This is a genomic window from Roseivirga seohaensis (genome assembly GCF_001592945.1).
In the GTDB taxonomy this organism is placed as follows: domain Bacteria; phylum Bacteroidota; class Bacteroidia; order Cytophagales; family Cyclobacteriaceae; genus Roseivirga; species Roseivirga seohaensis.
In genome coordinates, this window is sequence record NZ_LRPB01000023.1 from 416,340 (window position 1) to 440,475 (window position 24,136).

The following is a 24,136-nucleotide window of genomic DNA, read 5'->3' on the forward strand; positions in this document are numbered from 1 at the left end:
ATCACAACTCTGTTTTCAATACGTTTATCCGCCATATTGTCCGAAAACAAAGTTAGCATATATCTTGCAGGCCTAAGAACGTACTTTAATCTAAAGCACTAAAAATTATGAAAACGAAATGGATTGTTTTAATCGTTGTTGCTCTTGTGGTCATCATCGGTTACTCTACTTTTAAAGGATCTTATAACGGAATGGTTCAACGCGAGGAAAGCATCAGTGGTGCTTGGGCGCAAGTTGAAAACCAATATCAAAGAAGGTCAGACCTTATTCCAAACTTGGTAAACACAGTAAAAGGCTATGCCGATTTTGAGCAAGAAACTTTAACAGGTGTTATTGAAGCGAGGGCCAAAGCTACTTCGGTAAGTATCAACCCAGAAAACTTAAGCCCAGATGCCATTGCCCAATTTGAGCAAGCACAACAAGGGGTGAGTTCGGCTTTGAGCAGACTTTTGGTAACAGTAGAGCGCTACCCTGATTTAAAAGCGAGCACTCAGTTTAGTCAGCTTCAAGTTCAATTAGAAGGAACAGAAAATAGAATTGCTGTAGAAAGAAGAAATTTCAACACAGCAGTTCAAGGATACAATACTTTCATCAAAACCTTCCCTAAAAACATCATTGCGGGTATGTTTGGTTTTGAGAAGAAGGGATACTTTGAGTCAAAGCCAGGGTCTGATGTAGCACCAGAAGTAACTTTTGACTAATGGCTGAGGATTTATTCAGTAGCGACCAGAAAAAGCGAATCAAAGCGGCAATTCAGGAAGCTGAATTGAACACCAGCGGAGAGGTTCGAGTGCATTTGGAAAACCATTGCAAAACGGAAAATGTACTCGATAGGGCCTCCCAAATGTTTTCTAAGTTGCAAATGCATAAAACGGATGCTAGAAATGGCGTATTGATTTACATGGCGGTGAAAGATCACCGCTTTGCCATTATTGGCGATGCCGGCATTAATCAAAAAGTGGGGGATGATTTTTGGGATACCACCAAGGATAAAATGTTGGCCCATTTCAAAAACGGGAATCTTACTACAGGTTTGGTGGAAGGAATCCTATGTGCGGGAGAAAAGCTAAAGGAGCATTTTCCTTACCAAAAGGACGACAAAAACGAACTGTCAGACGACATCTCATTCGGAAAAAATTAATATGCGATACTTACTTACCATAGTCTTAATCTTCAGTCAAGCACTTGCTTTTGCGCAGGGAATCCCAGAGAAACCCAGCCAAAAGCGATTGGTAAATGACTTTACGGGCACAACCTTATCAACTGCTGAAGCGAATGCGCTTGAGCAAAAACTCTTGAATTACGAGGATACTACTTCAACCCAAGTGTCAATTCTTATTGTAGAGTCACTGGGTGGATACGAGGTGGTGGATTTTGCTCAGCAAACAGCGCAAAAATGGGGTGTTGGCCAAGCGAATAAAGATAATGGGATCTTTATAGTTGTATCCATTAATGATAGAAAGGCGGCTATTGTTTCTGGCTATGGTATGGAAGGTTCTATTACCGATGCCGCAACTTACACCATTCGTGAAGATTATATGACTCCACGTTTTAGAGAAGGTAACTTCTATAAAGGCTTAGACGATGCCACAACGGTGATCTTTAAACTGGCCTCTGGCGAATATACTTCTGATGATGTAGCGAGCGGAAGAACTGGAGATGGCGGTGGTGGTTTTCCATTCTTCACGCTGTTTATTCTTTTCTTCTTTATCATTCCGGCTTTGGTGGGAAAAAGAAGAGGTAATAGTCATGGTTCGCGAGGTATTCCATGGTGGGCTTGGCTTATGATGGGCAGCGGAGGTGGAAATCATAACGACAAATGGGACAATTTTCGTGGAGGCGGAGGCTCATTTGGTGGAGGCTCTGGCTTCGGTGGTGGAGGCGGCTTTGGCGGTTTCGGTGGCGGAAGCTTCGGAGGTGGCGGTTCTGGCGGAAGCTGGTAAACCTAATTCAATTAAAAAGATATTTGAACCCCTTTCAAGAAATTGGAAGGGGCTTTTTGATTGAAAACTCGATTTTGAAAAGCATTTAGATTGTTCACCTCCCAACCCTCCTCAAGGAGGGACTGCTATGAGAGTTAACAAAAAAGGTGGAGCACAAAAGTATCAACGGAATCTGATGTAATTATCCCCCGCTGGCGGGGGCAGGGGGTGGACTTTCTTGTCCTAAAATAGGTTGAAAAGCTTAAAACGGCACGTCTACACCTCAACACACAAACACTTCAATACTTCAACACCTCTTTCAACTTACTGTGCCCACTGCGGCTTACAGGCAATTGAGCGCCTGTTTTTAGGCTGAGTAAATAAGAGTCCTTTTCGTAAAGCTCCAGCTTCTCGATGTGCTTAATGGAGACGATGTGAGAACGATGTACACGAATAAAGTTACCAGAAGGAAGATTATCTTCCAGGTGCTTCATACGCATCAATTTCAAAAATTTACCTTGGTCTGAATGAATGGCTACGTAATCATCTTGCGCCTCGAAATGCGCAATTTGGTCTAAGCCTAGAATATGGATTTTGTTTCCAGTTTTCACCACCAATCGATCAATACCTTCCGAAAGCTCTTCGCGTTTTTCTGTTAAAGTTTCAATTTCTTTTTGGGCAGAAGTTTTGGTTTGAATTTTATCGATCGCTTTTTGCACCGCTCCTTTAAAGCGCTCTTCGGCATAAGGCTTTAGTAAATAATCGGTGGCATTCAGTTCAAAAGCTTTGATAGCATACTGATCGAAAGCGGTGCTGAAGATGACCACTGGAGGGTTTTCAATTAACTCTAGCATTTCAAAACCCGTGATTTTGGGCATTTGAATGTCCAGAAAAAGCAAATCTGGTTCGTGTTCCTGAATAGCCTTTAAACCCTGAAAACCATCACCGCATTCTGCAATCACTTCCACTTGAGCAAAGTTTTGTAAATAAGCCTTGATAATATCGCGGGCTAATTTTTCATCGTCAACTATTATGGCTTTGATCATTTTTCGCTGGGTTGGGGAATGTCTAAACGGACGGTAAATAGATTTTCGTTGGTTTCAGTAAACACCAATTTCGGCACACCATAAATGACGCGCAAACGTTCACGCACATTTTTAAGCCCAATGCCCTTTCCTTTTTTGCTCACGGCTTTTGGGTCGAACTCGTTGGTCATGGAAAGCCGAAGAATACCATTTTCGGTTTTTGCTGTTACCCGAATGGTCACATCTTCTAAGCTTTCATAAATGCCATGTTTAACAGCGTTTTCAATTAAGGGCTGAAGAATAAGGTTGGGTAAAGTGAGGTTTAAAGCGTCAATTTCAATTTGAGTTTCTACTTGAAGTCGATCGCCAAAACGGACTTTCTCTATTTCTAGGTAGAGCATCAGGTTGGCCATTTCTTCTTCCAAAGTATTCAGCTGATGATTTTCTTTACCTAAGGAATAGCGAAGAAAATCAGAAAGCTTTACCACCATTTCGCGTGCTTGGTTTGGAGCCGTTATGGTAAGCGAAGCGATTGAGTTAAGGCTATTAAATATAAAGTGAGGATTGATCTGCGATTTCAACATCTCCAACTCCGACTCCTTCAGCATGGTTTCAAGCTGGGCTTGCTGTTGGCCTCTATCTCTTAAATCATCATAATATTTTATAAGGTGATAGACCAAAATAAGCACCGCGTAGTAGAGCAAACCTAAACCCGACCGCCAAACAACTGAGCTATTCAGATAAACCAACGATTCCTCAGTTTGTGGTAATATGTTTTTTAAAACTGTTATTGTAATAAAAACCCCAGCGGCTACAGAAAGTGCTGCCGCGGCCAAATGACTTACAATAAGGTTGAGAATTTGGGAAGAATCAAATGAGTTATAACGTACTACAAACCAAAAGGCGAGGCCTAAACAATAGAAAGTACCGTTAAAAATGAAGCTATCAATGTTTGCCTCTTTTGTACTGAAATCGTAAAAATACCTTAGCGCCAGCCCAAATAGAATGGCAATGAATAACCACGCTGCGGTATAAAAAATAATGCCTTTGTTCTTTATAAAAGGGTGATTCATAGAAATCTAAACGAAACGAAAATTAACGATTTCTTTTAAGGCTTTGGTAAAAAATAAAAAGAGTATTGAATCAAGAGCGACCAACTCTAACTCAATACTCTAGATTTAAGCTACCGTTTTACCTTACTTCGCCCCCACCAAAAAGCACCAATCCTTTTACTACTAGTTCTTTTCCGTTGTTGGCTTCGTTTTCGGTGATTACCTTTCTTTCGTCTGAAAAGCCACCAAAAATTGCAGTTACCTGTACTTTCACATTCATGTCGGACGGAACTCTAATTTCAGTTCCACCAAACAATACAAATACATCCAAAATATTCGTGCCGCTGGCAAGTTCTGCGTTTAGAAGGTTCAAGTCAGTTCCACCAAAAATGGTAGTCAACTTTCCTCCTCTAAACTGTTTCGAGGTAACTTTTCTTTCTGCTCCACAAAAAATCGCGATTTCATCTACGCCATCTATTTCTGACTCAGTATTTTTTTTTTCACTAGAACCGTCTTTATCTATCCCTCTTCGGAAAAGAAGCGACCCACCGATAATGATGAAGATAACTGGCCAGAATTCGAAGATGTCTCTAAAGTCAAGATAATATACATCTCTTATTAAGAAAGCGGCCCCAATGGCTACAAAGGTTAAGCCCAAACCTACTTTTTCTCTTACTGTGGCAATTAAAATACCGATGAGTATTAGAATTGAATACCATTCGGTAAAGTACCAAGGAAGACGAATGTTAAGGACACCAATGTTATCTAAAGTCCAAAGAGAACCGATGACAAGAAATAGCGCTCCGACTATATACCTTTTACTAGCTGACTGTGACATAATTTTTTAGTTAAATGCAGGCAGAAAAAGTTCTGCCTGCTGTGGTTGTTGTTTTGAGTAATTGTTGTTGTTTAATTGACCAGTGTTTTTTGACCTTTGGGCTTGAAACACATTCAAATGTACGTGGCTTTATCATGTCTTTGTTGGCTGAATTCGGTGAACGAACGCCTGAACTCGGTAAACGCACAATGTTTTCGACCATCTAATTCAGCAGTTTTAAATAATCGGTGAATAACATCTCCGAATTACTTTCTAACTAGTGGTTCATTGCCTAATTTTGAATTGAATAAAATCTCATCACATGGAATATAGAATAGAAAAGGATACCATGGGGGACGTTAAAGTTCCTGCAGACAAGTATTGGGGAGCCCAAACTGAGCGCTCTAGAAACAACTTTAAAATTGGTCCAGAAGCCAGTATGCCACTTGAGGTAGTATATGGTTTTGCATATCTTAAAAAAGCCGCAGCCCATACTAACCACGCCTTAGGAGTTTTGTCGGTAGAAAAGCGCGACCTTATTTCAAAAGTGTGTGATGAAATTTTAGAAGGAAAACACGATGACCAATTTCCGTTGGTAATTTGGCAAACAGGCTCGGGAACGCAGTCAAATATGAATGTGAACGAAGTAGTAGCCAATAGAGCGCATGTAATTGCTGGGCATAAATTAGGCGAAGGCAAAACAGAAGTTCACCCAAATGACGATGTGAATAAATCACAGTCGTCTAATGATACCTACCCAACAGGTATGCACATAGCGGCCTACAAGATGATTGTAGAAACGACTATTCCGGGAGTGGAAATGTTAAGAGATACGCTTCAGGCAAAGTCTCAAGACTTTATGAAAGTGGTAAAAATTGGCCGTACCCACTTAATGGACGCTACACCACTTACTTTAGGTCAAGAGTTTTCTGGCTACGTTTCTCAATTGAATCATGGCTTGAAAGCCTTAAAAAATACTTTAGAACACCTTTCAGAATTGGCTTTGGGGGGTACTGCGGTAGGAACGGGAATTAATACTCCAGAAGGTTATTCTGAACTGGTAGCTCAGAAAATTGCAGAGTTTACTGGCCACCCTTTTATTACTGCTGAAAACAAATTTGAAGCACTAGCGGCCCACGATGCCTTGGTAGAAACCCACGGAGCTTTGAAGCAAATGGCTGTTTCTTTGAATAAAATTGCCAATGATATTAGAATGTTAGCCTCTGGACCTCGTTCAGGAATTGGTGAAATCATTATACCATCAAACGAACCAGGCTCTTCAATTATGCCAGGCAAAGTAAATCCAACACAGTGCGAGGCCATGACCATGGTTTGTGCCCAGGTAATGGGTAATGATGTGGCTGTTTCTGTTGGGGGTGCACAAGGGCATTATGAACTGAATGTATTCAAACCAATGATGGCATACAATGTATTACAGTCGGCACGTTTAATTGGTGATGCTTGCGTTTCTTTCACAGAGAATTGCGCAGTTGGAATTGAACCAAACTATAACAGTATTCAACAACATTTGAATAATTCGCTAATGTTGGTTACGGCCTTAAATACCAAAATTGGTTATGAAAAAGCCGCTAAAATTGCCAAAACCGCGCATGAGAATGGAACTACCTTAAAGCAAGAAGCCGTTAATTTAGGATACCTAACAGCCGAAGAATTTGACGAATGGGTAAGACCAGAAGATATGATCGGAAGTTTGAAAAGCTGACATTAAAGTTATAATTTGTCATTTAATGGGTTTCACTCAAATAAATCAAAGATAAGATGAAAACTTCTAAAGTATTTTTCACGCTTTTGCTGGGCATGTTTATTGCCACAGCCGCTATTGGTCAAGAAATGACCAAGGCAGAAAAAAAGGCTTTCAAACAAGAAATGAAGATTTGGAAGAAGAAGAAAAAAGCCATGTCTCCAGAAGACTTTAAGGCGCTTTCGGAGGAACATCTTAAACTAAAGGCAGCTAATGCTGGAGCTTTGAGTGATATTCAAACGCTTGAAACACAGCTGAGTGCTAAGGATGGTCAGATTGGTGATTTGCAAAAACAAGTAACTAGAATGCAAGCCGCCTATCAAGCTTCCCAAAAAGAAGTAGAGAACCTGAAGGCTCAAAATGACAAACGTCCTGCTTATAACCCCGACATCATCAATGGCGAAGATTTCAGCATTGGTGTTGTATTCAAGGTACAAGTAGGTGCTTTTAGAAAAGTAGACTTAAAAAAATACGCAGATACTTCTAAAGATTTTGCAGAAGAAGGAGCAGATGATTTACGCAAATATGTAATTGGCAACTTTAGGAATTACGAGGACGCCAATGTTCTAAAAAGATACCTAAGAGAAATGGGTGTTGAAGATGCTTGGATTGTACCTTACAGAGATGGCAAAAGAGTACCGCTTAAAGAGGTGCTTCCTACTGCAGAAAAAACGAAGTAAACATTTCATACATAAGAAATTAGCAGTGCTTTATTTATTGAAGCACTGCTTTTTTATATCCTTTTTAGGTTCAATATTTACTATTTTTATACATGGAAAAGAGGTGGCTATTTAATAATGAAGCAGATGCAGAGTTGGTACAGTCCCTTCAGGAAAACCTTGGCCTATCAGAAAATCTAGCTTTTTTATTTGCTCAAAAGGGAATCAAAAATTATGAAGAGGCCAAAGCTTATTTTAGGCCTCAGTTAGATCAATTGCACGACCCTTTTCTGATGAAAGACATGGATCGTGCTGTAGATCGGTTGTCTTCGGCACTCGAGAATGGTGAGAAAATACTCGTTTATGGCGATTACGATGTAGACGGAACCACTTCTGTGGCCACGTTTTACGGTTTTCTTTCCGAGACACACGATACACTTGAGTTTTATATTCCAGATAGATACAAAGAAGGCTACGGTGTTTCTAAAACCGGAATTGAATATGCCATTGAAAACGGCTTTACACTTATTGTTACGCTAGATTGTGGCATTAAAGCCCACGACAGGGTTGCCCAAGCCCAAGCAGGAGGAATTGATGTAATTATTTGTGACCACCATACCCCAGGCGATGAACTTCCAGCGGCTTACGCTGTATTAGACCCTAAGCGAACAGATTGCGAATATCCTTATAAAGAACTTTCGGGCTGTGGTGTGGGCTTTAAGCTGTTGCAGGCTTATTGCCAAAAGAAAGAAATTTCGCAAGAACGCCTTTTTCAGTACCTCGATTTGCTGGCAGTGAGTATTGCTTCTGATATTGTTCCCATTACTGGGGAAAACAGGGTGCTCACCTATTTCGGCCTCAAAAAACTAAACCAAGACCCGAGACCTGGATTGAAGGCCTTGGTAGACCTCTGTAAGAATAAAAATGATTTTACGGTTTCGAGTATCGTTTTTGGTATTGGCCCAAGAATAAATGCCGCTGGCCGAATGGACCACGCAAGAGCTTCGGTAAAACTACTTTTAGCCAAAACTGAAGAAGATGCAGATGCGAAAGCATCGCTTATCAACGATAAGAATGATGCGCGCAGAGATTTCGATAGCTCAATTACCGAAGAGGCCTTGCAAATGATTCAGTCGGATGAGGTGCTACTCAATGCAAAATCAACCGTGTTATATAAAGAAGATTGGCATAAGGGAGTGATAGGTATTGTGGCTTCTCGTTGTATCGAAAAACATTATCGTCCAACAGTTATTTTGACAGAATCCAACGGAAAAGTAACTGGCTCGGCTCGTTCAGTAATGGGTTTTGATGTATACAATGCCATAACCGAATGTGCCGATTTACTCAATCAATATGGTGGACATATGTATGCGGCTGGTGTCACTATGGAAATTGAAAATGTGGAGGCCTTTCAAGAAAGGTTTGAGTCGGTAGTGGCCAGTACAATTACCGAAGAACAGCTTGTTCCAGCCATCAAAATTGATTTGGTCATTTTTTTAGACGACATCAACTTTAAGTTTTATGAAACTATTAGGCAGATGGGACCATTTGGGCCGCAAAACATGCAACCCGTTTTTGTTTCTGAAAACGTTCATGCTGAAAATGTAAAAGTGTTGAAAGAACAACACCTTAAGTTTACAGTAAAACAAGAGGGAACTAACGCTTCAATTGACGCCATAGGTTTTGGCTTGGGCGAATATTTCGATTTGGTAAAATCTGGCATGAAATTTCACATGGCCTATACCGTTGAAGAGAACGATTTTAGAGGACATAAGAGTCTTCAACTCTTCATTAAGGATATTAAGTTTGAATGATTATTCTATTTTTGCCATTCCATCATGAAGTTAAGAGCCGACAATCTCGTCAAGACATATAAAAAAAGAAAAGTAGTTAACGATGTTTCCGTGCAAGTAGAGCAAGGAGAAATCGTTGGTTTGCTTGGACCAAATGGAGCAGGAAAAACCACTACATTCTATATGATTGTGGGCTTGATTAAGCCTAATGAAGGAAATATCTATCTTGAAGATGAAGATATCACTCCTCTGCCTATGTTTAAAAGGGCCAAATTAGGTATCGGATATTTGGCCCAGGAACCCAGTGTTTTCAGAAAACTTACGGTAGAAGAAAATATTATGGCAGTACTTGAAATGACAAAGCTGCCTAAGAAACTTCAGAAGGAAAAAATGGAATCTCTTTTAGAAGAATTTAGCCTTACCCATGTAAGAAAAAACAAAGGGCAGGTGCTTTCTGGAGGAGAAAGAAGACGAACAGAAATAGCAAGAGCCTTATCTGTAGACCCAAAGTTTGTATTGCTTGACGAACCCTTTGCTGGAGTAGATCCCATTGCAGTAGAAGAAATTCAGTCTATAGTTTTTAAGTTGAAGCAGAGAAACATAGGCATTCTGATTACAGATCACAACGTAAACGAAACCCTATCCATTACCGACCGAGCCTACCTTATGTTTGAAGGTAAACTTTTAAAGGCCGGTACGGCAGAAGAACTAGCAGCAGATGAGCAAGTGAGAAAGGTGTATCTAGGCAAAAATTTCGAACTTAAGCGGAAAGTATAAGTGGCAATCATTAATTCAATACTAACATGGGTAATGAAAAAGCGGATGTACCAAATCGGCCTTTTCATGAAATACCCATTGGAGGTTCAAGATGAGTTATTTAAAAAACTGATTACCACAGCTCGAAATACAGAATTTGGCCGTACTCATGGCTTCGCAGATATTCAAAATCAAGAGCAGTTTAGAAAGAACGTTCCCGTCTTCTCTTATGAAGAAATTAACCCCTATATAGAAAGGAACATGATGGGTGAGCAAAATTTGCTTTGGCCATCAGATATAAAGTGGTTTGCTAAATCATCAGGTACCACCAATGCTAGGAGTAAATTCATCCCTGTTTCTTATGAGGCTTTAGAAGAATGCCACTTTAAAGGAGGCAAGGATATGCTTTCTATTTACTGCAATAACAACCCCGAAACTCGGATGTTTGATGGCAAAGGGCTGACGATTGGCGGAAGCCAACAGGTAAACCAATTCGATACCAGCCAAGAATCGTTTTATGGAGATGTTTCTGCGGTAATCATGTCAAACCTTCCTTACTGGACTAGGTTTGTCCGTACTCCGGCTTTGGATATTGCTCTAATGGATGAATGGGAAGCGAAGATCGAATTGATGGCAAAAACCACCATGGACGAGAACGTGACCAGTATTTCGGGTGTGCCTACTTGGACAATTATTCTGCTTCAGAAAATTATGGAGCTGAAAGGAACAGATAATGTTCTTGATGTTTGGCCAAACTTGGAAGTGTTTTTTCATGGAGCTGTGGCTTTTGGCCCTTACAAAAACATCTTTCAGAAAATGATTCCTTCAAACCAAATGCACTATATGGAAACATATAATGCATCGGAAGGCTTTTTTGGAATTCAAGACCAAATTGACTCTGATGAGATGTTACTCATGCTTGATTATGGCATCTTTTATGAGTTTATACCCTTTGCTGAAATCCATAGCGATTCGCCCAAGGTAATAGGCTTAGAAGAGGTAGAGGTAGGCGAAAATTATGCTTTACTGATTTCTACCAACGCTGGTTTATGGAGGTATAAAATCGGAGACACGGTTCAGTTTACCTCTATTTCACCTTATAGAATTAGAATTTCAGGTAGAACAAAGCATTATATCAATGCATTTGGAGAAGAGCTGGTTGTGGAAAACGCAGAAAGAGGAATTGCCACTGCTGCCGAAAAAACGGGTGCTTTGATAAACAATTTTACCGCGGCTCCTAAATACTTTAGTCAGGATGAAAAGGCTGCTCACGAATGGGTAGTTGAGTTTGAAAAGGAGCCCTCTAGTCTAGAGGATTTCACAAGGTTTTTGGATGAAAAGCTTCGCGAAATCAATTCAGATTATGACGCCAAGCGTTATAAAGACATGGCATTGACCAGCCCTATAGTTCATAAAGCAGAGGTGGGCACTTTTTATAAGTGGATGAAGAGTAGGGGTAAACTGGGCGGCCAAAATAAAGTTCCTCGACTTTCTAATACAAGAGAGTATCTCGATGATATTTTGAAGATACTAGAAACACACTCTACACAGGTTTAGCCTTTTATTTTATAGTACAGCCAATCGCTTTCGTGCTATTGGTCTCTATGCTTTGTCCATTTAAAAGGGCGTCTACAGCGCTCTCTACATAACGTTTAGTGGCCGCTTCTGGATTGCGACTGTTGTTATCAATGGCGCCAATATAGCCAACTCTAAAGCCAGAGGCTTCCTTATTCAACACAAATACTTGAGGGGTGTTAGTAGCTCCATAAGCGGCTGTGGTTTCTTGGCTATCGGTGTCTATTAAATAGGCAAATGGAAATTCCTTATCGTTAGCTCTTTCTTTCATTTTAGAATAAGAGTCTCCTACAGAAACTTTTGGGTTGTTGGGCTGAATTGCAATTACAGGATAGCCCAAAGCTGAATATTTGTTGTGTAAAGCGATGATTCTATCTTCATACATTTCAGAATAAGGACAAGTATTGCAGGTAAAAACAATGATGTAGCCTTTAACATTTTTATTGGTGTTGAGTGAAACGATTTTGCCATCCACGTTTTTAAGATTAAAATCTGGAGCGATATCTCCTATTTTAACACCTTGTGGAGTTTGGCTCGAGCCTCCAACTATTAAAAGGAATGAGATTAATAATGCTTTAATGTAAATCATAATACTTGATCTTGATTAGCAATTCTGTTTTCAACCTTTGAAGCTCGTCATTATCCTTCTTTGATTCAACATATTTTATAAACTGTTGTTCGTAAAACTTTGATTTAACTTAACCCAATGGTATTTCGAACCGGAAACTGAAAATATAAATTTTCCAATATATGCTCTAAGCACCTTGATCGCTTTGATTTCCTTTTTTTTGGATACCACCTACAAAAAAATAATGTGCTCATATGGGCATAATATTGGGTTAACATTGTGGTTGAAATAGTCTAATCTATTTGTGTTTTGGTTGGAGTCAACTCTTACCCACAAAAATACAATTGAAGGTGATGTAGGAATGCGCATTTCTGGTTCACAAATAGACTTTCAAAAACGGACTATTGGTAATCCATTTAGACAAAACAAAGATTGAAGAAAATCAAATAATCTTTTCCACAAAATGAAAAAGTTGTCCACACTTTTTATGTGCTTTTTTGCAAGTATTTGATTATGAGATATATATAATAAGCAAGTGTAATTTGATTTTTGTTGATAAGTATTTAAAAAACCAGCTTAGAACATTCTGAGTAGATATATTGGCGATTTTCGATGAAAGATATTTTCGAATAAAAAATATACATTTTTGAAAATGTCATTCTTTATTTTGACGCTTGAGTTTAGTTCGGTACGCATTGAAAATACGCGACTTTGACACAATTCCAACGTATTTATTATCCTTAATTACTGGAAGGTTCCATGCGCCTGTCTTTTCAAACTTAGTCATTACTTCCTCCATTTTATCACTCAGAAAAACTGTTTCAGGGGGTTTGTGCATTAAGGTCGCAACAATTACACTTTTTTGAGAAGCAGGGTCAAACATAATTTCTCGAATGTCGTCTAAGGTAATTATTCCTTGAAGCTCGTTGTTATTGTTTACTACGGGGAAAATATTCCTTTTCGATTTTCTAACTAGTGTTACTAAATCACCCAAAGTTTTGTCTTGGTGAATAGTGAGTAAATCGTGTTCAATGAGTTTTTCAATTTTAATTAGACTTAACACCTGTCGGTCTTTGTCATTAGTAATAAGGTCTCCGGCTTTAATTAAGCGGCCTGTATAAAAAGAGTACTGTTCGAAATAACGAGAGGTACTTAGACCAATGGCTGATACTAGCATTAGAGGCAAAAACAAGGTATATCCGCTTGTAATTTCAGCAATAAGAAATATGGCAGTAAGAGGAGCGTGCAATACCCCACTCATTACCCCGCACATGCCTACCAAGGTAAAATTGCTAATCGAAAGGGTTTTGCCTATACCTAAAAAGTTAATGGTTTGAGAGTAGATGTAGCCCGTAATCGCTCCAATAAAAAGCGAAGGAGCAAAAATTCCACCACTGCCTCCAGCCCCTAAAGTGAGTCCAGTGGCTATTGGTTTGATGAGTAAAATTCCTAATGAGAAAAGAATGAGAAAAATTGTGCTGTCTTCATTCTTTAGAAAAAAGCTTTCTTTTAAAAGAGCCTCGGGGTTTCCATTCAGAATGGTGGTAATTGAATCATAACCTTCTCCATAAATCGGATGAAAAACGAAAATGATTATACCTAGGGCCAATCCCCCAAAAATGGCTCGGCCTGTTTTATTTTTAATTCTAACAGCTACCGATTCTGTAAACTGGGTTAACCGAGTAAAATAAACGGAAACCAAGCCACATAAAGCCCCTAAAACCAAGAAGTATGGAAAATCTGAGGCTAAAAAAGGGTCTGTAAGGTCGAATGAGAATAGTACATCTGAACCTAAAGTGAGCATAGACACCAGAGAGCCTATTACCGATGCAATTAATAATGGGATAAAGGCTGCAATAGTAACATCCGTTAAAATAACTTCGATACTAAAAATAACGCCAGCTACTGGGGAGTTGAAAATCCCAGAAATTGCAGCCGCAGCCCCACAACCAATCATCAGAGTACGCTGCTTATAACTAAGGTGCATTAGCTGCCCAATATTCGAACCAATGGCAGAGCCTGTAACCACAATTGGCGCCTCTAAACCAACCGAACCGCCAAAGCCTACGGTAATGGCAGAAGTAATCATACTACTATAGGTTTTTATTCGGCTTATAATGCTCGACTTTTTGGAGATAGTGTAAAGAATACTCGTAATGCCATGGCCCAATTTTTCCTTTAGTAATTTATCGGCTACAATTGATGTAATTACTATTCCAATAAGAGGGTAAATTAAAAAGAGGTAATGAGCAACATCTTCCTTAAAATCACTGAGGGTGTGTTGAATATAATGAACGGTACTTTTTAGAATTACAGCTGCAATTCCTCCTGCAACCCCTATTACTCCGCTAAGAATCATAAGAAAATTACGCGTACTAACGTGGCGTATTCTCCAGACTAAAAACTTTGAAAGGGTCTTGTTGAATTTCATAAGTACTTCAATGCAAATCTCTAAAGTTTCTTAGCCCTTTCCCAATATTTATCCATTTCCTGTAGGCTCATTTCTGCTATATTTTTTCCGTCCTTTTTAGATTCAGACTCTAAAAACTGAAAGCGCTTTATAAACTTAAGGTTTGTTCGCTCCAAGGCCTCTTCAGCATTAATGTCTATAAAGCGGGAATAATTAATGAGAGAGAAAAGCAGATCACCAAACTCGGCAGAGGCCTTTTCTTTATCAATTTTAGCGGTTTCTTCAATGTTGAATTCATCTCTGAACTCTTGCATTTCCTCTTCTACCTTTTCCCAAACTTGTTCTTTCTTTTCCCAGTCAAAGCCAACCCCTCTGGCTTTGTCCTGAATTCGCATGGCTTTTATCATGGCTGGCAAGCCTTTCGGAACACCGCCTAAAACAGAAGTGTTTCCTTTTTCTTTAAGCTTAATTTTTTCCCAATTTTCTTTTACCGCCTGTTCGTCTTTGGCTTCTACATCACCATAAATATGTGGGTGGCGATGGATCAGTTTATCGCAAATGGCGTTTATGCTATCGGCTACATCAAAGGCATTTTGTTCATCGGCTATTTTAGAATAGAAGACCAAATGGAGCATTACATCTCCTATTTCCTTTTTGATTTCATCTAAGTTGTTTTCAAGTATGGCTTCTGAAAGCTCATATGTTTCTTCGATGGTTAAGTGGCGGAGGCTTTCTAGTGTTTGCTTTTTGTCCCAAGGGCAGTTTAAGCGCAACTCGTCCATAATGGTCAGCAGGCGATCGAAGGCTTCTAGTTTTTCTTTTCTACGAAGGTCTTTTTTGGGTTTAAGCATTTAGATAAAGGCTTTTTGGGAAACTTACTCTTCAAAGGTAGCGTTCTACGCACAACTATCTTAAATTTGCAGAAAATTAGTCTATTATGACAACTTTATATTTGACCTTAGGACTTGTCGGATTGTTTTTCGTGTTCATGTCTGTACGCTTGATTTTTTTGAAAAACGGAGAATTTAAAGGCACTTGTGCCTCGCAAAATCCCTTTTTGAATAAAGACGGTGCGCCTTGCAGCTTTTGTGGCAAAACTATACAAGCAGGAGAAAGCTGTGGAAACCCAGACAATGAGGTAGATAAAGTGCTCTCTAAATTCAAGTAAGCTTGGTTTCAAAAGTCGATTAAAAGCGACTGTCATATTGCGTTTTTGCTAGCTTTGTAATTACAATCAACCAAATATATACGTGACCTTAATCAAATCTATTTCAGGAATAAGAGGAACCATTGGTGGTAAAGTAAATGAATCACTTACACCAATTGATGTTGTTAAATTTTCTGCTGCTTTTGGCACCTGGGCAAAACAAAACTCTAAGCAAAATACCATTGTTATCGGTCGAGATGCCAGACCTTCTGGTGAAATGGTTTCTAACTTAGTTTCGTCTACATTGAGGGGGTTAGGCCTAAACGTGGTTGACCTTGGCCTTTCTACTACGCCAACCGTTGAAATGGCTGTTGCAGCTGAGAATGCTTGTGGAGGAATTATTCTAACTGCCAGTCATAACCCTGTGCAATGGAACGCCCTAAAACTGTTAAACGCAAAAGGCGAGTTTATTAGTGGTGATGACGGAAAAGAAGTATTAGAAATTGCAGAGAACGATGCCTATGAATTTGCTCCTGTTAAGTCTATAGGCAAGTATAGAACGGACGATACTTATATTCAAAAACATATTGATGCCATTTTGAAACTTCCTTTAGTGGATGTTGAAGCGATTACAGCGGCCAAATTCAAAGTGGCCATTGACTGCGTAAACTCTACAGGTGGTATTTCACTTCCTCCTTTATTAAAGGCGCTGGGTGTTGTACAAGTTGAAGAACTTTATTGCGAACCAAACGGGCATTTTCCTCATAACCCCGAACCGCTTCCAGAGCATTTAGGAGACATTACCAGAATTATGCAGAAAGGCATTTATGACGTTGGTTTTGTAGTCGATCCTGATGTAGACCGTTTGGCAATGGTGTCAGAAAATGGAGACCCATTTGGCGAAGAATATACCTTAGTAGCGGTGGCCGATTATGTGCTTTCGCAAACCAAAGGTAATACCGTTTCAAATCTTTCTTCAACTAGAGCTTTGAGAGATGTAACCGAAAAAAGAGGAGGTACTTACGAAGCCGCTGCTGTAGGCGAAGTGAACGTGGTGACCAAAATGAAAGAAACGAATGCCGTAATTGGTGGTGAAGGAAATGGTGGAATCATTTATCCTGAATTACATTATGGTAGAGATGCCTTAGTAGGAATCGCCCTTTTCTTAACTCACTTGGCGAAAAGTGGAAAGAAAATGTCTCAACTGAGGGCCAGCTACCCTAACTACCATATCTCAAAAAATAAGATTGATTTATCGCCAGAGATTGACGTGGATAAAGTGCTGGAAGGAATGCAAAATCGATATGCTAAGCAGCCAGTAAACACCATTGATGGTGTAAAAATAGAGTTTGACAAAGAATGGGTACATTTGCGAAAGTCGAACACTGAGCCAATTATTCGTATTTATTCTGAGTCTGAATCGCAGGCAACTGCCGAGTATTTGGCCAATAAAATTATTACAGATATTAAAGAAATCGTTTCGTCAAAATCTTGATAGAATGAAAAGGATATATTTAGACAACGCTGCTACAACACCATTGGATCCTGAGGTTTTTGAGGCCATGAAACCAATGATGTTGGAAATGTATGGTAATCCATCGTCTACTCATGCCCATGGCCGTGAGGTAAGAACGAAGATTGAACGTGCAAGAAAAACGGTAGCTGAGTTGCTAAATACAACTCCTTCTGAAATCTTCTTTACTTCTGGCGGAACTGAGGCCGATAATACTGCCATTACTTGCAGTGTAGAAGCCTATGATTTAAAGCATTTAATTACTTCGAAAATTGAGCACAAGGCGGTTTTGCAAACAGCAGAAAAACTTGAAGCTCAAGGTAAAGTGAAATTGAGCTTTGTAGACCTCGATCACCAAGGCCACATTGATTATGACCATCTGAATAGCCTCTTAAAGAACAATTCAAGGTCAATGGTGTCTATTATGCACGCCAATAATGAAATTGGAACATTAAACGACATTGCCAGAATTGGTGAGATGTGTAAAGAGTACGATGCCGTTTTTCATTCCGATACGGTGCAAACCATGGGGCATTTCAAACATGATTTGCAGGCATTGGCTTGCCACTTTATTGTTGGTGCAGGGCACAAATTCAACGGCCCAAAAGGTGTTGGCTTTTTAAGGGTGTGCAAAAGCAAAAAGATTGGTCGTTTTGTGGAAGGCGGAGGCCAAGAGCGAAACCACCGAGGCGGAACAGAAAACGTTTACGGCATTGTTGGTTTGGCCAAGGCTTTAGAAATCGCTTACCGCGATATGGACAGCCATGCTAAGCACATTCAAGGCTTAAAAACCAGAATGATTGAAGGTTTGAAAAACAACATTTCTGGAATAGAATTTAATGGTGACATCAGAGAAGGCCACAGCCTTTACACGGTGTTGAATGCAAGTTTTCCTGCACACGAAGACAATGATATGCTGCTCTTCAACTTAGATATTAATGGAATTTCTGCTTCTGGCGGAAGTGCCTGTTCTAGCGGTGCCAATACAGGCTCTCATGTGTTGACAGGAATAAAAGCAGACCCAGAAAGACAAGGCATTCGTTTTTCTTTTGGAAAATACTCTACAGCAGAAGAAGTAGACTATACGGTTGAAAAACTCGTTGAGATTCTAAACCCAGTACACGCTTAAAAATGAAGAACGAATTTCGTTCCATATTATATAAAATCACAACAAGGCCAATTTATGTATTGGCCTTATTCACTATATTCCTTTTTGGCTGCTCTGATGAGGACATTGATATTGCTGAACTCAGGGGTACAATTGTAGAAGGCACTACGGTAAGTCTCAGTTGTGAATACATTTTCCAAACCGATGGCGGACGATACTACGTTCCTACATTTTTACCCGCCCAATACAAGCAAAATGGGGCTTTAGTATTCATAAAAGGTGAAATTCTCAATGAACTTTCCGACTGCGCGAACCTATCAGGAGACGGCCAATTTATTCGGATAGAACAAATTAGCGCAGCGAATTAGTCGCTTAAGCGTTCTCAACCATTTCTTTCAAACCTTCAATCCAAGTTGGTGAGTTATTAAGGCTTGGTACCAAATCCCAAACTTCTCCGCCCGCTTCCATAAAATCTTCTTTAAATTGTTCGCCTACTTCAACAGTAGTTTCGAGGCAATCGGCAATAAAAGCAGGAGAATAGGCCAATACTTTCTTAATTCCTTTTTTTGGAAGGTCTTTCAAAATTTCATCAGTGTAAGGCTTGATCCATGGGTCTTTACCCAGCCTAGATTGAAAACTGATTGTATACTGATCTTCTTTTAAACCCAGTTTTTCAGCCAAAAGGCGCGAAGTATAAAAACATTGCGCTCTGTAGCAGTAGCGGTTTTTTTCATGGAATTTATTACAGCAACTACCCAACTGACACTGATTTCCATCTGAACCTTTTTTGATTTGGCGTTCTGGCAAACCATGGTAACTGAAAACCACATGATCGTAATCAGTGGTTTCCATTAGTTTAAGTCCGTTTTCTGCAAAAGCCTGAATAAACTTAGGGTGATCCATAAACTGGTTAATGTAACTCATGGAAGGAATCACTTGCCATTTGTTAACCACATCATTCACCTCTTGTACAGCAGAGCCAGTGGAGGCCGATGCATATTGAGGGAACAGCGAAATCACAATAATTCGGCTTACGCTAGCTGCTTTTAATTCGTTTAATGCCTCTTCAATACTTGGGTTTTGGTAACGCATGCCCAAAGCCACTTTATAGCCAGGCCCTAATAACTCTTGCAAAGAATCGCGAACATCATAACCGTAAAATTTCAAAGGGCTGCCCCGTTCTATCCATAGCTTGGCATATTCTTTTGCCGATTTGGGTGCTCTTAAAGGGGCTATAATGCCCTGAACTAAGAGAAATCTTGAAAGAAAAGGAATGTCAATTACTCTTCCATCCATTAAAAACTGGCGTAAGTATTTGCGAACGTCTGATGTGGAAGGACTATCTGGTGTGCCTAGATTAACGAGTAATACACCAATTTTTTCTTTTTGCATGGTAGGAATTTAGCCTTGATAAACCGTTTGCAAAGATATTTGTTTTAAGCGGCTAGGCCAATTGATCTTTTCAATAGAAAATAAAAAAGCACTATCGGTTAAGATAGTGCCTCATCTATATCGTTCAAATTTGTTGTTTTGTTCTTCTATCGGACTCCTCTTCCTTTAGAGATTTATTTGAGCGACCTTTTTTATAGGTAGATTTATTAGAAAACAAGGCGTTTGGTATTTACCCTTACCTATGCCTAAAAAATAAATCTTTAAATAGCGGCTCTAAAGAGCACATCGTTTTTAACGAACCAAACACTTTTTGGTTATAGGTGTATACTCTTGCTTTCGTTTTATAGATTAACCTAAAAAATAAACCTACAATGGCCATGAAAACGATTAAACTTCAATTCAAAAATGCTGAAGGTTTTCTGCTTTCTGCAAAACTCGAACAGCCTGTAGATAGGAAACCCTTGGCCTATGCTTTGTTTGCGCATTGCTTTACCTGTTCCAAGAATTTAATTGCTGTTACAAATATTAGCAGAGCATTAACCTCGAAAGGAATTGCCGTATTAAGGTTTGATTTTACGGGTTTGGGCGAAAGTGAGGGTGATTTTGCGGACACTAACTTTTCTGGAAATGTTCAAGACCTTATTGTTGCCGCTGAATATTTGGCCGATAACTACGAAGCGCCAAGTATTTTAATTGGCCATTCACTGGGAGGTGCAGCGGTATTGATGGCAGCAAGCCAACTAGATTTTATAAAATCTGTAGTTACTATTGGTGCGCCAGCAGATACACCTCACCTAAAAAAGCTTTTCAAAAGTTCGTTAGAAGAAATTGAAGAAAATGGTAAAGCGGTGGTTTCATTGGGAGGAAGACCATTTACGATTAAGCAGCAGTTTATAGAGGATCTGGATAAAACAGAACTTACTTCAGTTATTAGTGAGTTAAGAAAACCACTACTTATTTTCCATTCTCCGCAAGATGAAACGGTGGACATCACAAATGCAGAAAAGATTTATGTTGCTGCGCATCATCCAAAAAGCTATATATCATTAGACAAGGCAGACCACTTGCTAACTGACAAGGCAGACTCACTTTATGTAGGTGAAACAATTGCTACTTGGGCTAAGCGATACGTGGATTTGGAAGTGAATGAAGAAGGCCTAGAAACCACACATCAGGTGGTGGTTAGAAATGAGAAGGAAGATGGTCTCTTTTCTGAAATAATGGCCAATAAACACTACTTAATTGCCGATGAACCCAAGGCTGTAGGTGGTACCAATTTAGGAGGAACCCCTTATGACTTGCTCGTTTCTGCATTGGGCGCTTGCACAGCCATGACCATAAGGCTTTACGCCAATCATAAAAAGATGGAGCTCGATGATGTGAAAGTACACCTAACTTTTGATAAGCGCCATGCTGATGATGCTATAGATGGGGCACCTGCACAAATGGAATTTATAGATAGAGAGGTTGAACTAACAGGAAATTTGAGTGAAGAACAACGTGAGCGAATTTTGCAGATTGCAGATAAATGTCCGTTACACAAAACGCTTACTAAAGGTTTAAATATTGATACCAGATTAAAGCAGCTGAAATAGAAGTACAAAATTTAATGTATACACAAAATGAAAAAGGAGCCAACCTTTCGGTCGACCCCTTTTTACAAAACAACCACATATTACACTTATACAAATCTTTAATTTCCTCCGTCTTTTTTAGGCTCATTTTTTTCTTTGGTCCTTTCTTTCATTTCGGCATTGCGCTTTTGCATCATCATACGCTTGCCTATATTTCTTCTGTTATTTCGGGGTGAAAAGCGAGCTTCATTTCTATTTGTTCTACCCCTAATTTCTCCTCGATTTCTTTGGCCTTGTACCCGAGCTCTTTGGCCATCTTTCTTAACCTCTTGTAATTTTGCGTATTGCTCTTCGGTTAGAATTTCCTTAAGTCTTTCTTCTTTAGCTTGCCTTTCTACAAAAGCATCGCGTTTCATTTCTTCTCTCAAAGCCCTCATTTTTTCCATAGAGGCTTTACGCTCCGTTTGCGCTGCTTTCAGTTCCTTATCCAGTGCTAATTTCTGTTGCTCATTTAGTCCGAGCCTCGCTGCCATTTGCTCTGTTTGTAACAAAGTTTTATTAGTGTTCTGAGCTAACATTTGGTTTGCTGATATACCAATCAAGCTTACCATCAAGATTTTAATTATCGACCTCATTTCCTTTTTGTTTGTTATGGCTCTTTGATGGTAATAGCACAACAAGGTTTAATGAGTCCAGAAAAATGCAGATATGCGTCAGGCCTGAAGAAGTAATTAATTCTACTTATCAGACAATTAAAAAGAAGGAATAAAATTTAAGGGGAATTTAAAGCACTTTGAATGGAGTTGAGACTTTAATTTTATCCCATGCCATAATGAGCACCGGGCCTCCGTTTTCTTCAGAAAAATCAATGGTAAACTGTTCAACCACTTCGGGCAGTTCTTCTACTTTTGCTGTAACCCTTAGCTCATCATCTTCAGGAGTATAAACAGTACCCCAATCGTGAATCTGACTATTGAAAATGATTTGCCATTCTGTTTCTCCAGGAATAGTTACTAAAGAATATAAACCTGCCTTTAGGGTTTTTCCAGAAAAGGAAACATCTCTAGAAAGCTGAATAGTAGTAGCTTCATTAGCGCCAGTTCTCCACCATTTGCCATAAGGAACAAGCTTGCCAAAGATCTCTCGGTCTTTCTTAAATGGCCTACTGTAAGTAACCTCAATATTTATGGCATTATTACTATATGATGCGATTTCAGCAGGACTGTACTGTTTTGTTTGATAAAGCTGATACTGTTGAACACCAACAATACCACCAACAATGACGGCCAAAATAAGTACGGCTGTGGAAAGCTTTCTTTTCATACCAAACAAATATAAGGATTCTGATTTCTAAGACTCGCAAAAAGCCTCAAGGATTATGCCGAGACTTGATAAGCGGAAGTTTCCTTTTTCAGTAATGCATTGCACATGTTGAAAGCCTTTTCTATATCTTTGCCGCATGGCACAAAATGACGATAATCAGCTGAAAAAAATCGCTGGGCATGCGAAGGAATACGGTTTTATTTTTCAATCGAGCGAAATCTATGATGGACTTTCTGCCGCTTACGACTACGGTCAAAACGGGGTTGAACTAAAGAACAACATCAAGCAGTATTGGTGGAAAGCCATGGTACAAATGAATGAAAACATTGTAGGAATTGACTCCTCGATTTTCATGCACCCTACCACTTGGAAAGCCTCAGGCCATGTAGATGCCTTTAACGATCCGATGATTGATAACAAGGATTCGAAAAAAAGATACCGTGCGGATGTTTTGGTTGAGGAATACCTCGATAAAATTGAAGCAAAAATTACCAAAGAAGTTGAAAAGGCTGAGAAGCGTTTTGGCGATGCTTTCGATAAGGAGCAGTTTCTGGCCACCAACCCTAACGTGCTCAGAAATCAAGAAAAAATAGACGAAATCAGCCAGCGTTTAGGCAATAGCTTAGAAACCGAAAACTTGGCCGATGTAAAAGCGTTGATCGAAGAATTGGGTATTGCCGACCCAGTTTCGGGCTCTAAAAACTGGACAGACGTTCGTCAGTTTAACCTAATGTTTTCTACAGAAATGGGCTCTGTGGCCGAAGGCGCTAACAAAATATATTTGCGTCCAGAAACAGCTCAAGGAATTTTCGTCAACTTCTTGAACGTTCAAAAATCTGGTAGAATGAAGGTGCCTTTTGGTATTGCCCAAATTGGAAAGGCATTCAGAAACGAAATTATTGCGCGCCAGTTCATTTTCAGAATGCGTGAGTTCGAACAAATGGAAATGCAGTTTTTTGTAAAGCCAGGTGAAGAATTGACTTGGTACGAAACCTGGAAAGAAAAACGAATGAAATGGCACAAAACCCTTGGCTTGGGTGATGAAAACTACCGTTTCCACGATCATATTAACTTAGCGCACTACGCTAATGCCGCTGCCGATATTCAGTTTAATTTCCCGATGGGCTTTAAAGAGCTGGAAGGGATTCACTCTAGAACCGACTTTGATTTAAAAGCACACGAAGAATATTCTGGAAAGAAACTTCAGTTTTTCGATACGGTCGATAATGAATCATTTGTGCCTTATGTAGTTGAAACCTCGATTGGTTTAGACAGAATGTTTTTGGCTGTGCTAAGCGCTGCTTATACTGAAGAAACATTAGAAGATGGTAGCGAAAGAACAGTATTGAAAATACCAGCAGCGTTAGCGCCTTATCAAGTGGCTATTTTGCCATTATTGAAAAAGGAAGATTCAGGACTTCCACAAAAAGCGAGAGCAATTTTGGCTGATCTTCAGTTTGATTTCAATTGCCAATACGATGAAAAAGACGCCATTGGTAAACGTTATAGAAGACAAGACGCTATTGGAACACCATATTGTGTAACTGTCGATCACCAAACTTTGGAAGACAATACAGTTACAATTCGTGATAGAGATGATTTAAGTCAAATCAGAATTTCAGTGGAGGAGCTAAAGTCTAAGCTAACGGAAGTTACCTCTATCAATAACTTACTTAGAAAGCTCTAAGCATAGTTTTTTCTAGCGGAATATATTAAGGTCTGATTTTCAAAATGAAAATC

At 39.5% G+C, this 24,136-nt stretch carries 24 protein-coding genes; 15 read left to right on the top strand and 9 right to left on the bottom strand.

All coding sequences use genetic code 11. The features are described 5' to 3' along the window. The first annotated feature begins 107 nt into the window (after nucleotides 1–107). The 3 genes from AWW67_RS08220 to AWW67_RS08230 are packed head-to-tail and all read left to right on the top strand — an operon-like array spanning nucleotide 108 to nucleotide 1,943. Nucleotides 108–701, top strand: a complete 594-nt coding sequence (locus AWW67_RS08220) for a LemA family protein (RefSeq protein ID WP_053221718.1) — start codon at nucleotides 108–110, stop codon at nucleotides 699–701. Beyond that, complete coding sequence (locus AWW67_RS08225) at nucleotides 701–1,141, top strand: TPM domain-containing protein (protein ID WP_053221719.1); 441 nt, start codon at nucleotides 701–703, stop codon at nucleotides 1,139–1,141. Before AWW67_RS08220 ends, AWW67_RS08225 begins: the two co-directional genes overlap by 1 nt. 1 nt (nucleotide 1,142) lies before the next feature. Beyond that, the gene (locus AWW67_RS08230) at nucleotides 1,143–1,943 is read left to right on the top strand and encodes a TPM domain-containing protein (RefSeq protein ID WP_062301025.1); all 801 of its coding nucleotides are present in this window, start codon (nucleotides 1,143–1,145) and stop codon (nucleotides 1,941–1,943) included. A gap of 278 nt (nucleotides 1,944–2,221) precedes the next feature. Here the strand turns inward: AWW67_RS08230 and AWW67_RS08235 are convergent, their stop codons facing one another. The 3 genes from AWW67_RS08235 to AWW67_RS08245 form a co-directional block, all read right to left on the bottom strand. Beyond that, complete coding sequence (locus tag AWW67_RS08235) at nucleotides 2,222–2,968, bottom strand: LytR/AlgR family response regulator transcription factor (protein WP_062301027.1); 747 nt, start codon at nucleotides 2,966–2,968, stop codon at nucleotides 2,222–2,224. Continuing rightward, nucleotides 2,965–4,020 (bottom strand): sensor histidine kinase, encoded by a 1,056-nt coding sequence (locus AWW67_RS08240; RefSeq protein ID WP_062301029.1) that lies wholly within the window; start codon nucleotides 4,018–4,020, stop codon nucleotides 2,965–2,967. Before AWW67_RS08240 ends, AWW67_RS08235 begins: the two co-directional genes overlap by 4 nt. A gap of 118 nt (nucleotides 4,021–4,138) precedes the next feature. Beyond that, the gene (locus tag AWW67_RS08245; RefSeq protein WP_062301031.1) at nucleotides 4,139–4,837 is read right to left on the bottom strand and encodes a LiaF transmembrane domain-containing protein; all 699 of its coding nucleotides are present in this window, start codon (nucleotides 4,835–4,837) and stop codon (nucleotides 4,139–4,141) included. 14 nt (nucleotides 4,838–4,851) lie between these two features. Between AWW67_RS08245 and AWW67_RS19140 the strand changes: the two genes are divergently transcribed. The 6 genes from AWW67_RS19140 (at nucleotide 4,852) to AWW67_RS08275 (ending at nucleotide 11,343) form a co-directional block, all read left to right on the top strand. Beyond that, on the top strand, nucleotides 4,852–5,043 hold the full coding sequence (locus tag AWW67_RS19140) for a hypothetical protein (protein ID WP_062301033.1): 192 nt from the start codon (nucleotides 4,852–4,854) through the stop codon (nucleotides 5,041–5,043). 95 nt (nucleotides 5,044–5,138) lie between these two features. Beyond that, entirely contained in the window at nucleotides 5,139–6,539 is a 1,401-nt protein-coding gene (gene fumC / locus AWW67_RS08255) for a class II fumarate hydratase (protein ID WP_062301035.1), read from the top strand. Nucleotides 6,540–6,595: 56 nt separating this feature from the next. Further along, on the top strand, nucleotides 6,596–7,258 hold the full coding sequence (locus AWW67_RS08260) for a hypothetical protein (RefSeq protein ID WP_053221725.1): 663 nt from the start codon (nucleotides 6,596–6,598) through the stop codon (nucleotides 7,256–7,258). Between the two features lie 92 nt (nucleotides 7,259–7,350). Next, a complete protein-coding gene (gene recJ, locus AWW67_RS08265) occupies nucleotides 7,351–9,051 on the top strand; it encodes a single-stranded-DNA-specific exonuclease RecJ (protein ID WP_062301037.1) in 1,701 nt (566 codons plus the stop codon). A gap of 24 nt (nucleotides 9,052–9,075) precedes the next feature. After that, complete coding sequence (gene lptB, locus AWW67_RS08270) at nucleotides 9,076–9,807, top strand: LPS export ABC transporter ATP-binding protein (RefSeq protein ID WP_053221727.1); 732 nt, start codon at nucleotides 9,076–9,078, stop codon at nucleotides 9,805–9,807. Further along, entirely contained in the window at nucleotides 9,808–11,343 is a 1,536-nt protein-coding gene (locus AWW67_RS08275; RefSeq protein ID WP_062301039.1) for a GH3 auxin-responsive promoter family protein, read from the top strand. A 4-nt stretch (nucleotides 11,344–11,347) separates the two neighbouring features. On the opposite strand, the gene AWW67_RS08280 is transcribed toward AWW67_RS08275, so the two are convergent. The 3 genes from AWW67_RS08280 to mazG all read right to left on the bottom strand — a co-directional run bounded on the left by AWW67_RS08280 (nucleotide 11,348) and on the right by mazG (nucleotide 15,190). Then, nucleotides 11,348–11,950: a thioredoxin family protein gene (locus AWW67_RS08280; RefSeq protein WP_062301041.1), complete on the bottom strand. Its 603-nt coding sequence runs from the start codon at nucleotides 11,948–11,950 to the stop codon at nucleotides 11,348–11,350. 634 nt (nucleotides 11,951–12,584) lie between these two features. Then, complete coding sequence (locus AWW67_RS08285; RefSeq protein WP_260311375.1) at nucleotides 12,585–14,288, bottom strand: chloride channel protein; 1,704 nt, start codon at nucleotides 14,286–14,288, stop codon at nucleotides 12,585–12,587. A 92-nt stretch (nucleotides 14,289–14,380) separates the two neighbouring features. Further along, nucleotides 14,381–15,190 (bottom strand): nucleoside triphosphate pyrophosphohydrolase, encoded by an 810-nt coding sequence (gene mazG / locus AWW67_RS08290; protein WP_062301042.1) that lies wholly within the window; start codon nucleotides 15,188–15,190, stop codon nucleotides 14,381–14,383. A gap of 86 nt (nucleotides 15,191–15,276) precedes the next feature. On the opposite strand from mazG, the gene AWW67_RS08295 reads away from it, so the two are divergent. From AWW67_RS08295 to AWW67_RS08310, 4 genes are all read left to right on the top strand, one after another. Next, nucleotides 15,277–15,507, top strand: a complete 231-nt coding sequence (locus tag AWW67_RS08295) for a hypothetical protein (RefSeq protein WP_053221732.1) — start codon at nucleotides 15,277–15,279, stop codon at nucleotides 15,505–15,507. Between the two features lie 82 nt (nucleotides 15,508–15,589). Further along, nucleotides 15,590–16,981, top strand: a complete 1,392-nt coding sequence (glmM, locus tag AWW67_RS08300; RefSeq protein WP_053221733.1) for a phosphoglucosamine mutase — start codon at nucleotides 15,590–15,592, stop codon at nucleotides 16,979–16,981. A gap of 4 nt (nucleotides 16,982–16,985) precedes the next feature. Beyond that, nucleotides 16,986–18,128: a cysteine desulfurase family protein gene (locus AWW67_RS08305; RefSeq protein WP_053221734.1), complete on the top strand. Its 1,143-nt coding sequence runs from the start codon at nucleotides 16,986–16,988 to the stop codon at nucleotides 18,126–18,128. A 2-nt stretch (nucleotides 18,129–18,130) separates the two neighbouring features. After that, complete coding sequence (locus tag AWW67_RS08310) at nucleotides 18,131–18,475, top strand: hypothetical protein (RefSeq protein WP_062301044.1); 345 nt, start codon at nucleotides 18,131–18,133, stop codon at nucleotides 18,473–18,475. A gap of 4 nt (nucleotides 18,476–18,479) precedes the next feature. On the opposite strand, the gene hemH is transcribed toward AWW67_RS08310, so the two are convergent. Further along, the gene (gene hemH, locus AWW67_RS08315) at nucleotides 18,480–19,499 is read right to left on the bottom strand and encodes a ferrochelatase (RefSeq protein WP_062301045.1); all 1,020 of its coding nucleotides are present in this window, start codon (nucleotides 19,497–19,499) and stop codon (nucleotides 18,480–18,482) included. Nucleotides 19,500–19,876: 377 nt separating this feature from the next. On the opposite strand from hemH, the gene AWW67_RS08320 reads away from it, so the two are divergent. Further along, entirely contained in the window at nucleotides 19,877–21,094 is a 1,218-nt protein-coding gene (locus tag AWW67_RS08320) for a bifunctional alpha/beta hydrolase/OsmC family protein (protein WP_062301538.1), read from the top strand. 98 nt (nucleotides 21,095–21,192) lie between these two features. Here AWW67_RS08320 and AWW67_RS08325 read toward each other — a convergent pair whose 3' ends face one another. Both AWW67_RS08325 and AWW67_RS08330 read right to left on the bottom strand, forming a co-directional pair. After that, entirely contained in the window at nucleotides 21,193–21,606 is a 414-nt protein-coding gene (locus AWW67_RS08325; RefSeq protein WP_141655407.1) for a hypothetical protein, read from the bottom strand. Nucleotides 21,607–21,856: 250 nt separating this feature from the next. Next, on the bottom strand, nucleotides 21,857–22,396 hold the full coding sequence (locus AWW67_RS08330) for a DUF2911 domain-containing protein (protein WP_062301049.1): 540 nt from the start codon (nucleotides 22,394–22,396) through the stop codon (nucleotides 21,857–21,859). Nucleotides 22,397–22,532: 136 nt separating this feature from the next. On the opposite strand from AWW67_RS08330, the gene AWW67_RS08335 reads away from it, so the two are divergent. Then, complete coding sequence (locus tag AWW67_RS08335; protein ID WP_062301051.1) at nucleotides 22,533–24,083, top strand: glycine--tRNA ligase; 1,551 nt, start codon at nucleotides 22,533–22,535, stop codon at nucleotides 24,081–24,083. Nucleotides 24,084–24,136 lie beyond the last annotated feature (53 nt).

What these genes read in the sequence shown, in the direction of transcription:
- AWW67_RS08220 (WP_053221718.1), top strand. Translation starts at nt 108, where the DNA reads ATGAAAACGAAATGGATTGTTTTAATCGTTGTTGCTCTTGTGGTCATC.
- AWW67_RS08225 (WP_053221719.1), top strand. Translation starts at nt 701, where the DNA reads ATGGCTGAGGATTTATTCAGTAGCGACCAGAAAAAGCGAATCAAAGCG.
- AWW67_RS08230 (WP_062301025.1), top strand. Translation starts at nt 1,143, where the DNA reads ATGCGATACTTACTTACCATAGTCTTAATCTTCAGTCAAGCACTTGCT.
- AWW67_RS08235 (WP_062301027.1), bottom strand. Translation starts at nt 2,968, where the DNA reads ATGATCAAAGCCATAATAGTTGACGATGAAAAATTAGCCCGCGATATT.
- AWW67_RS08240 (WP_062301029.1), bottom strand. Translation starts at nt 4,020, where the DNA reads ATGAATCACCCTTTTATAAAGAACAAAGGCATTATTTTTTATACCGCA.
- AWW67_RS08245 (WP_062301031.1), bottom strand. Translation starts at nt 4,837, where the DNA reads ATGTCACAGTCAGCTAGTAAAAGGTATATAGTCGGAGCGCTATTTCTT.
- AWW67_RS19140 (WP_062301033.1), top strand. Translation starts at nt 4,852, where the DNA reads ATGCAGGCAGAAAAAGTTCTGCCTGCTGTGGTTGTTGTTTTGAGTAAT.
- fumC (WP_062301035.1), top strand. Translation starts at nt 5,139, where the DNA reads ATGGAATATAGAATAGAAAAGGATACCATGGGGGACGTTAAAGTTCCT.
- AWW67_RS08260 (WP_053221725.1), top strand. Translation starts at nt 6,596, where the DNA reads ATGAAAACTTCTAAAGTATTTTTCACGCTTTTGCTGGGCATGTTTATT.
- recJ (WP_062301037.1), top strand. Translation starts at nt 7,351, where the DNA reads ATGGAAAAGAGGTGGCTATTTAATAATGAAGCAGATGCAGAGTTGGTA.
- lptB (WP_053221727.1), top strand. Translation starts at nt 9,076, where the DNA reads ATGAAGTTAAGAGCCGACAATCTCGTCAAGACATATAAAAAAAGAAAA.
- AWW67_RS08280 (WP_062301041.1), bottom strand. Translation starts at nt 11,950, where the DNA reads ATGATTTACATTAAAGCATTATTAATCTCATTCCTTTTAATAGTTGGA.
- AWW67_RS08285 (WP_260311375.1), bottom strand. Translation starts at nt 14,288, where the DNA reads ATGATTCTTAGCGGAGTAATAGGGGTTGCAGGAGGAATTGCAGCTGTA.
- mazG (WP_062301042.1), bottom strand. Translation starts at nt 15,190, where the DNA reads ATGCTTAAACCCAAAAAAGACCTTCGTAGAAAAGAAAAACTAGAAGCC.
- AWW67_RS08295 (WP_053221732.1), top strand. Translation starts at nt 15,277, where the DNA reads ATGACAACTTTATATTTGACCTTAGGACTTGTCGGATTGTTTTTCGTG.
- AWW67_RS08305 (WP_053221734.1), top strand. Translation starts at nt 16,986, where the DNA reads ATGAAAAGGATATATTTAGACAACGCTGCTACAACACCATTGGATCCT.
- AWW67_RS08310 (WP_062301044.1), top strand. Translation starts at nt 18,131, where the DNA reads ATGAAGAACGAATTTCGTTCCATATTATATAAAATCACAACAAGGCCA.
- hemH (WP_062301045.1), bottom strand. Translation starts at nt 19,499, where the DNA reads ATGCAAAAAGAAAAAATTGGTGTATTACTCGTTAATCTAGGCACACCA.
- AWW67_RS08320 (WP_062301538.1), top strand. Translation starts at nt 19,877, where the DNA reads ATGAAAACGATTAAACTTCAATTCAAAAATGCTGAAGGTTTTCTGCTT.
- AWW67_RS08325 (WP_141655407.1), bottom strand. Translation starts at nt 21,606, where the DNA reads ATGGCAGCGAGGCTCGGACTAAATGAGCAACAGAAATTAGCACTGGAT.
- AWW67_RS08330 (WP_062301049.1), bottom strand. Translation starts at nt 22,396, where the DNA reads ATGAAAAGAAAGCTTTCCACAGCCGTACTTATTTTGGCCGTCATTGTT.
- AWW67_RS08335 (WP_062301051.1), top strand. Translation starts at nt 22,533, where the DNA reads ATGGCACAAAATGACGATAATCAGCTGAAAAAAATCGCTGGGCATGCG.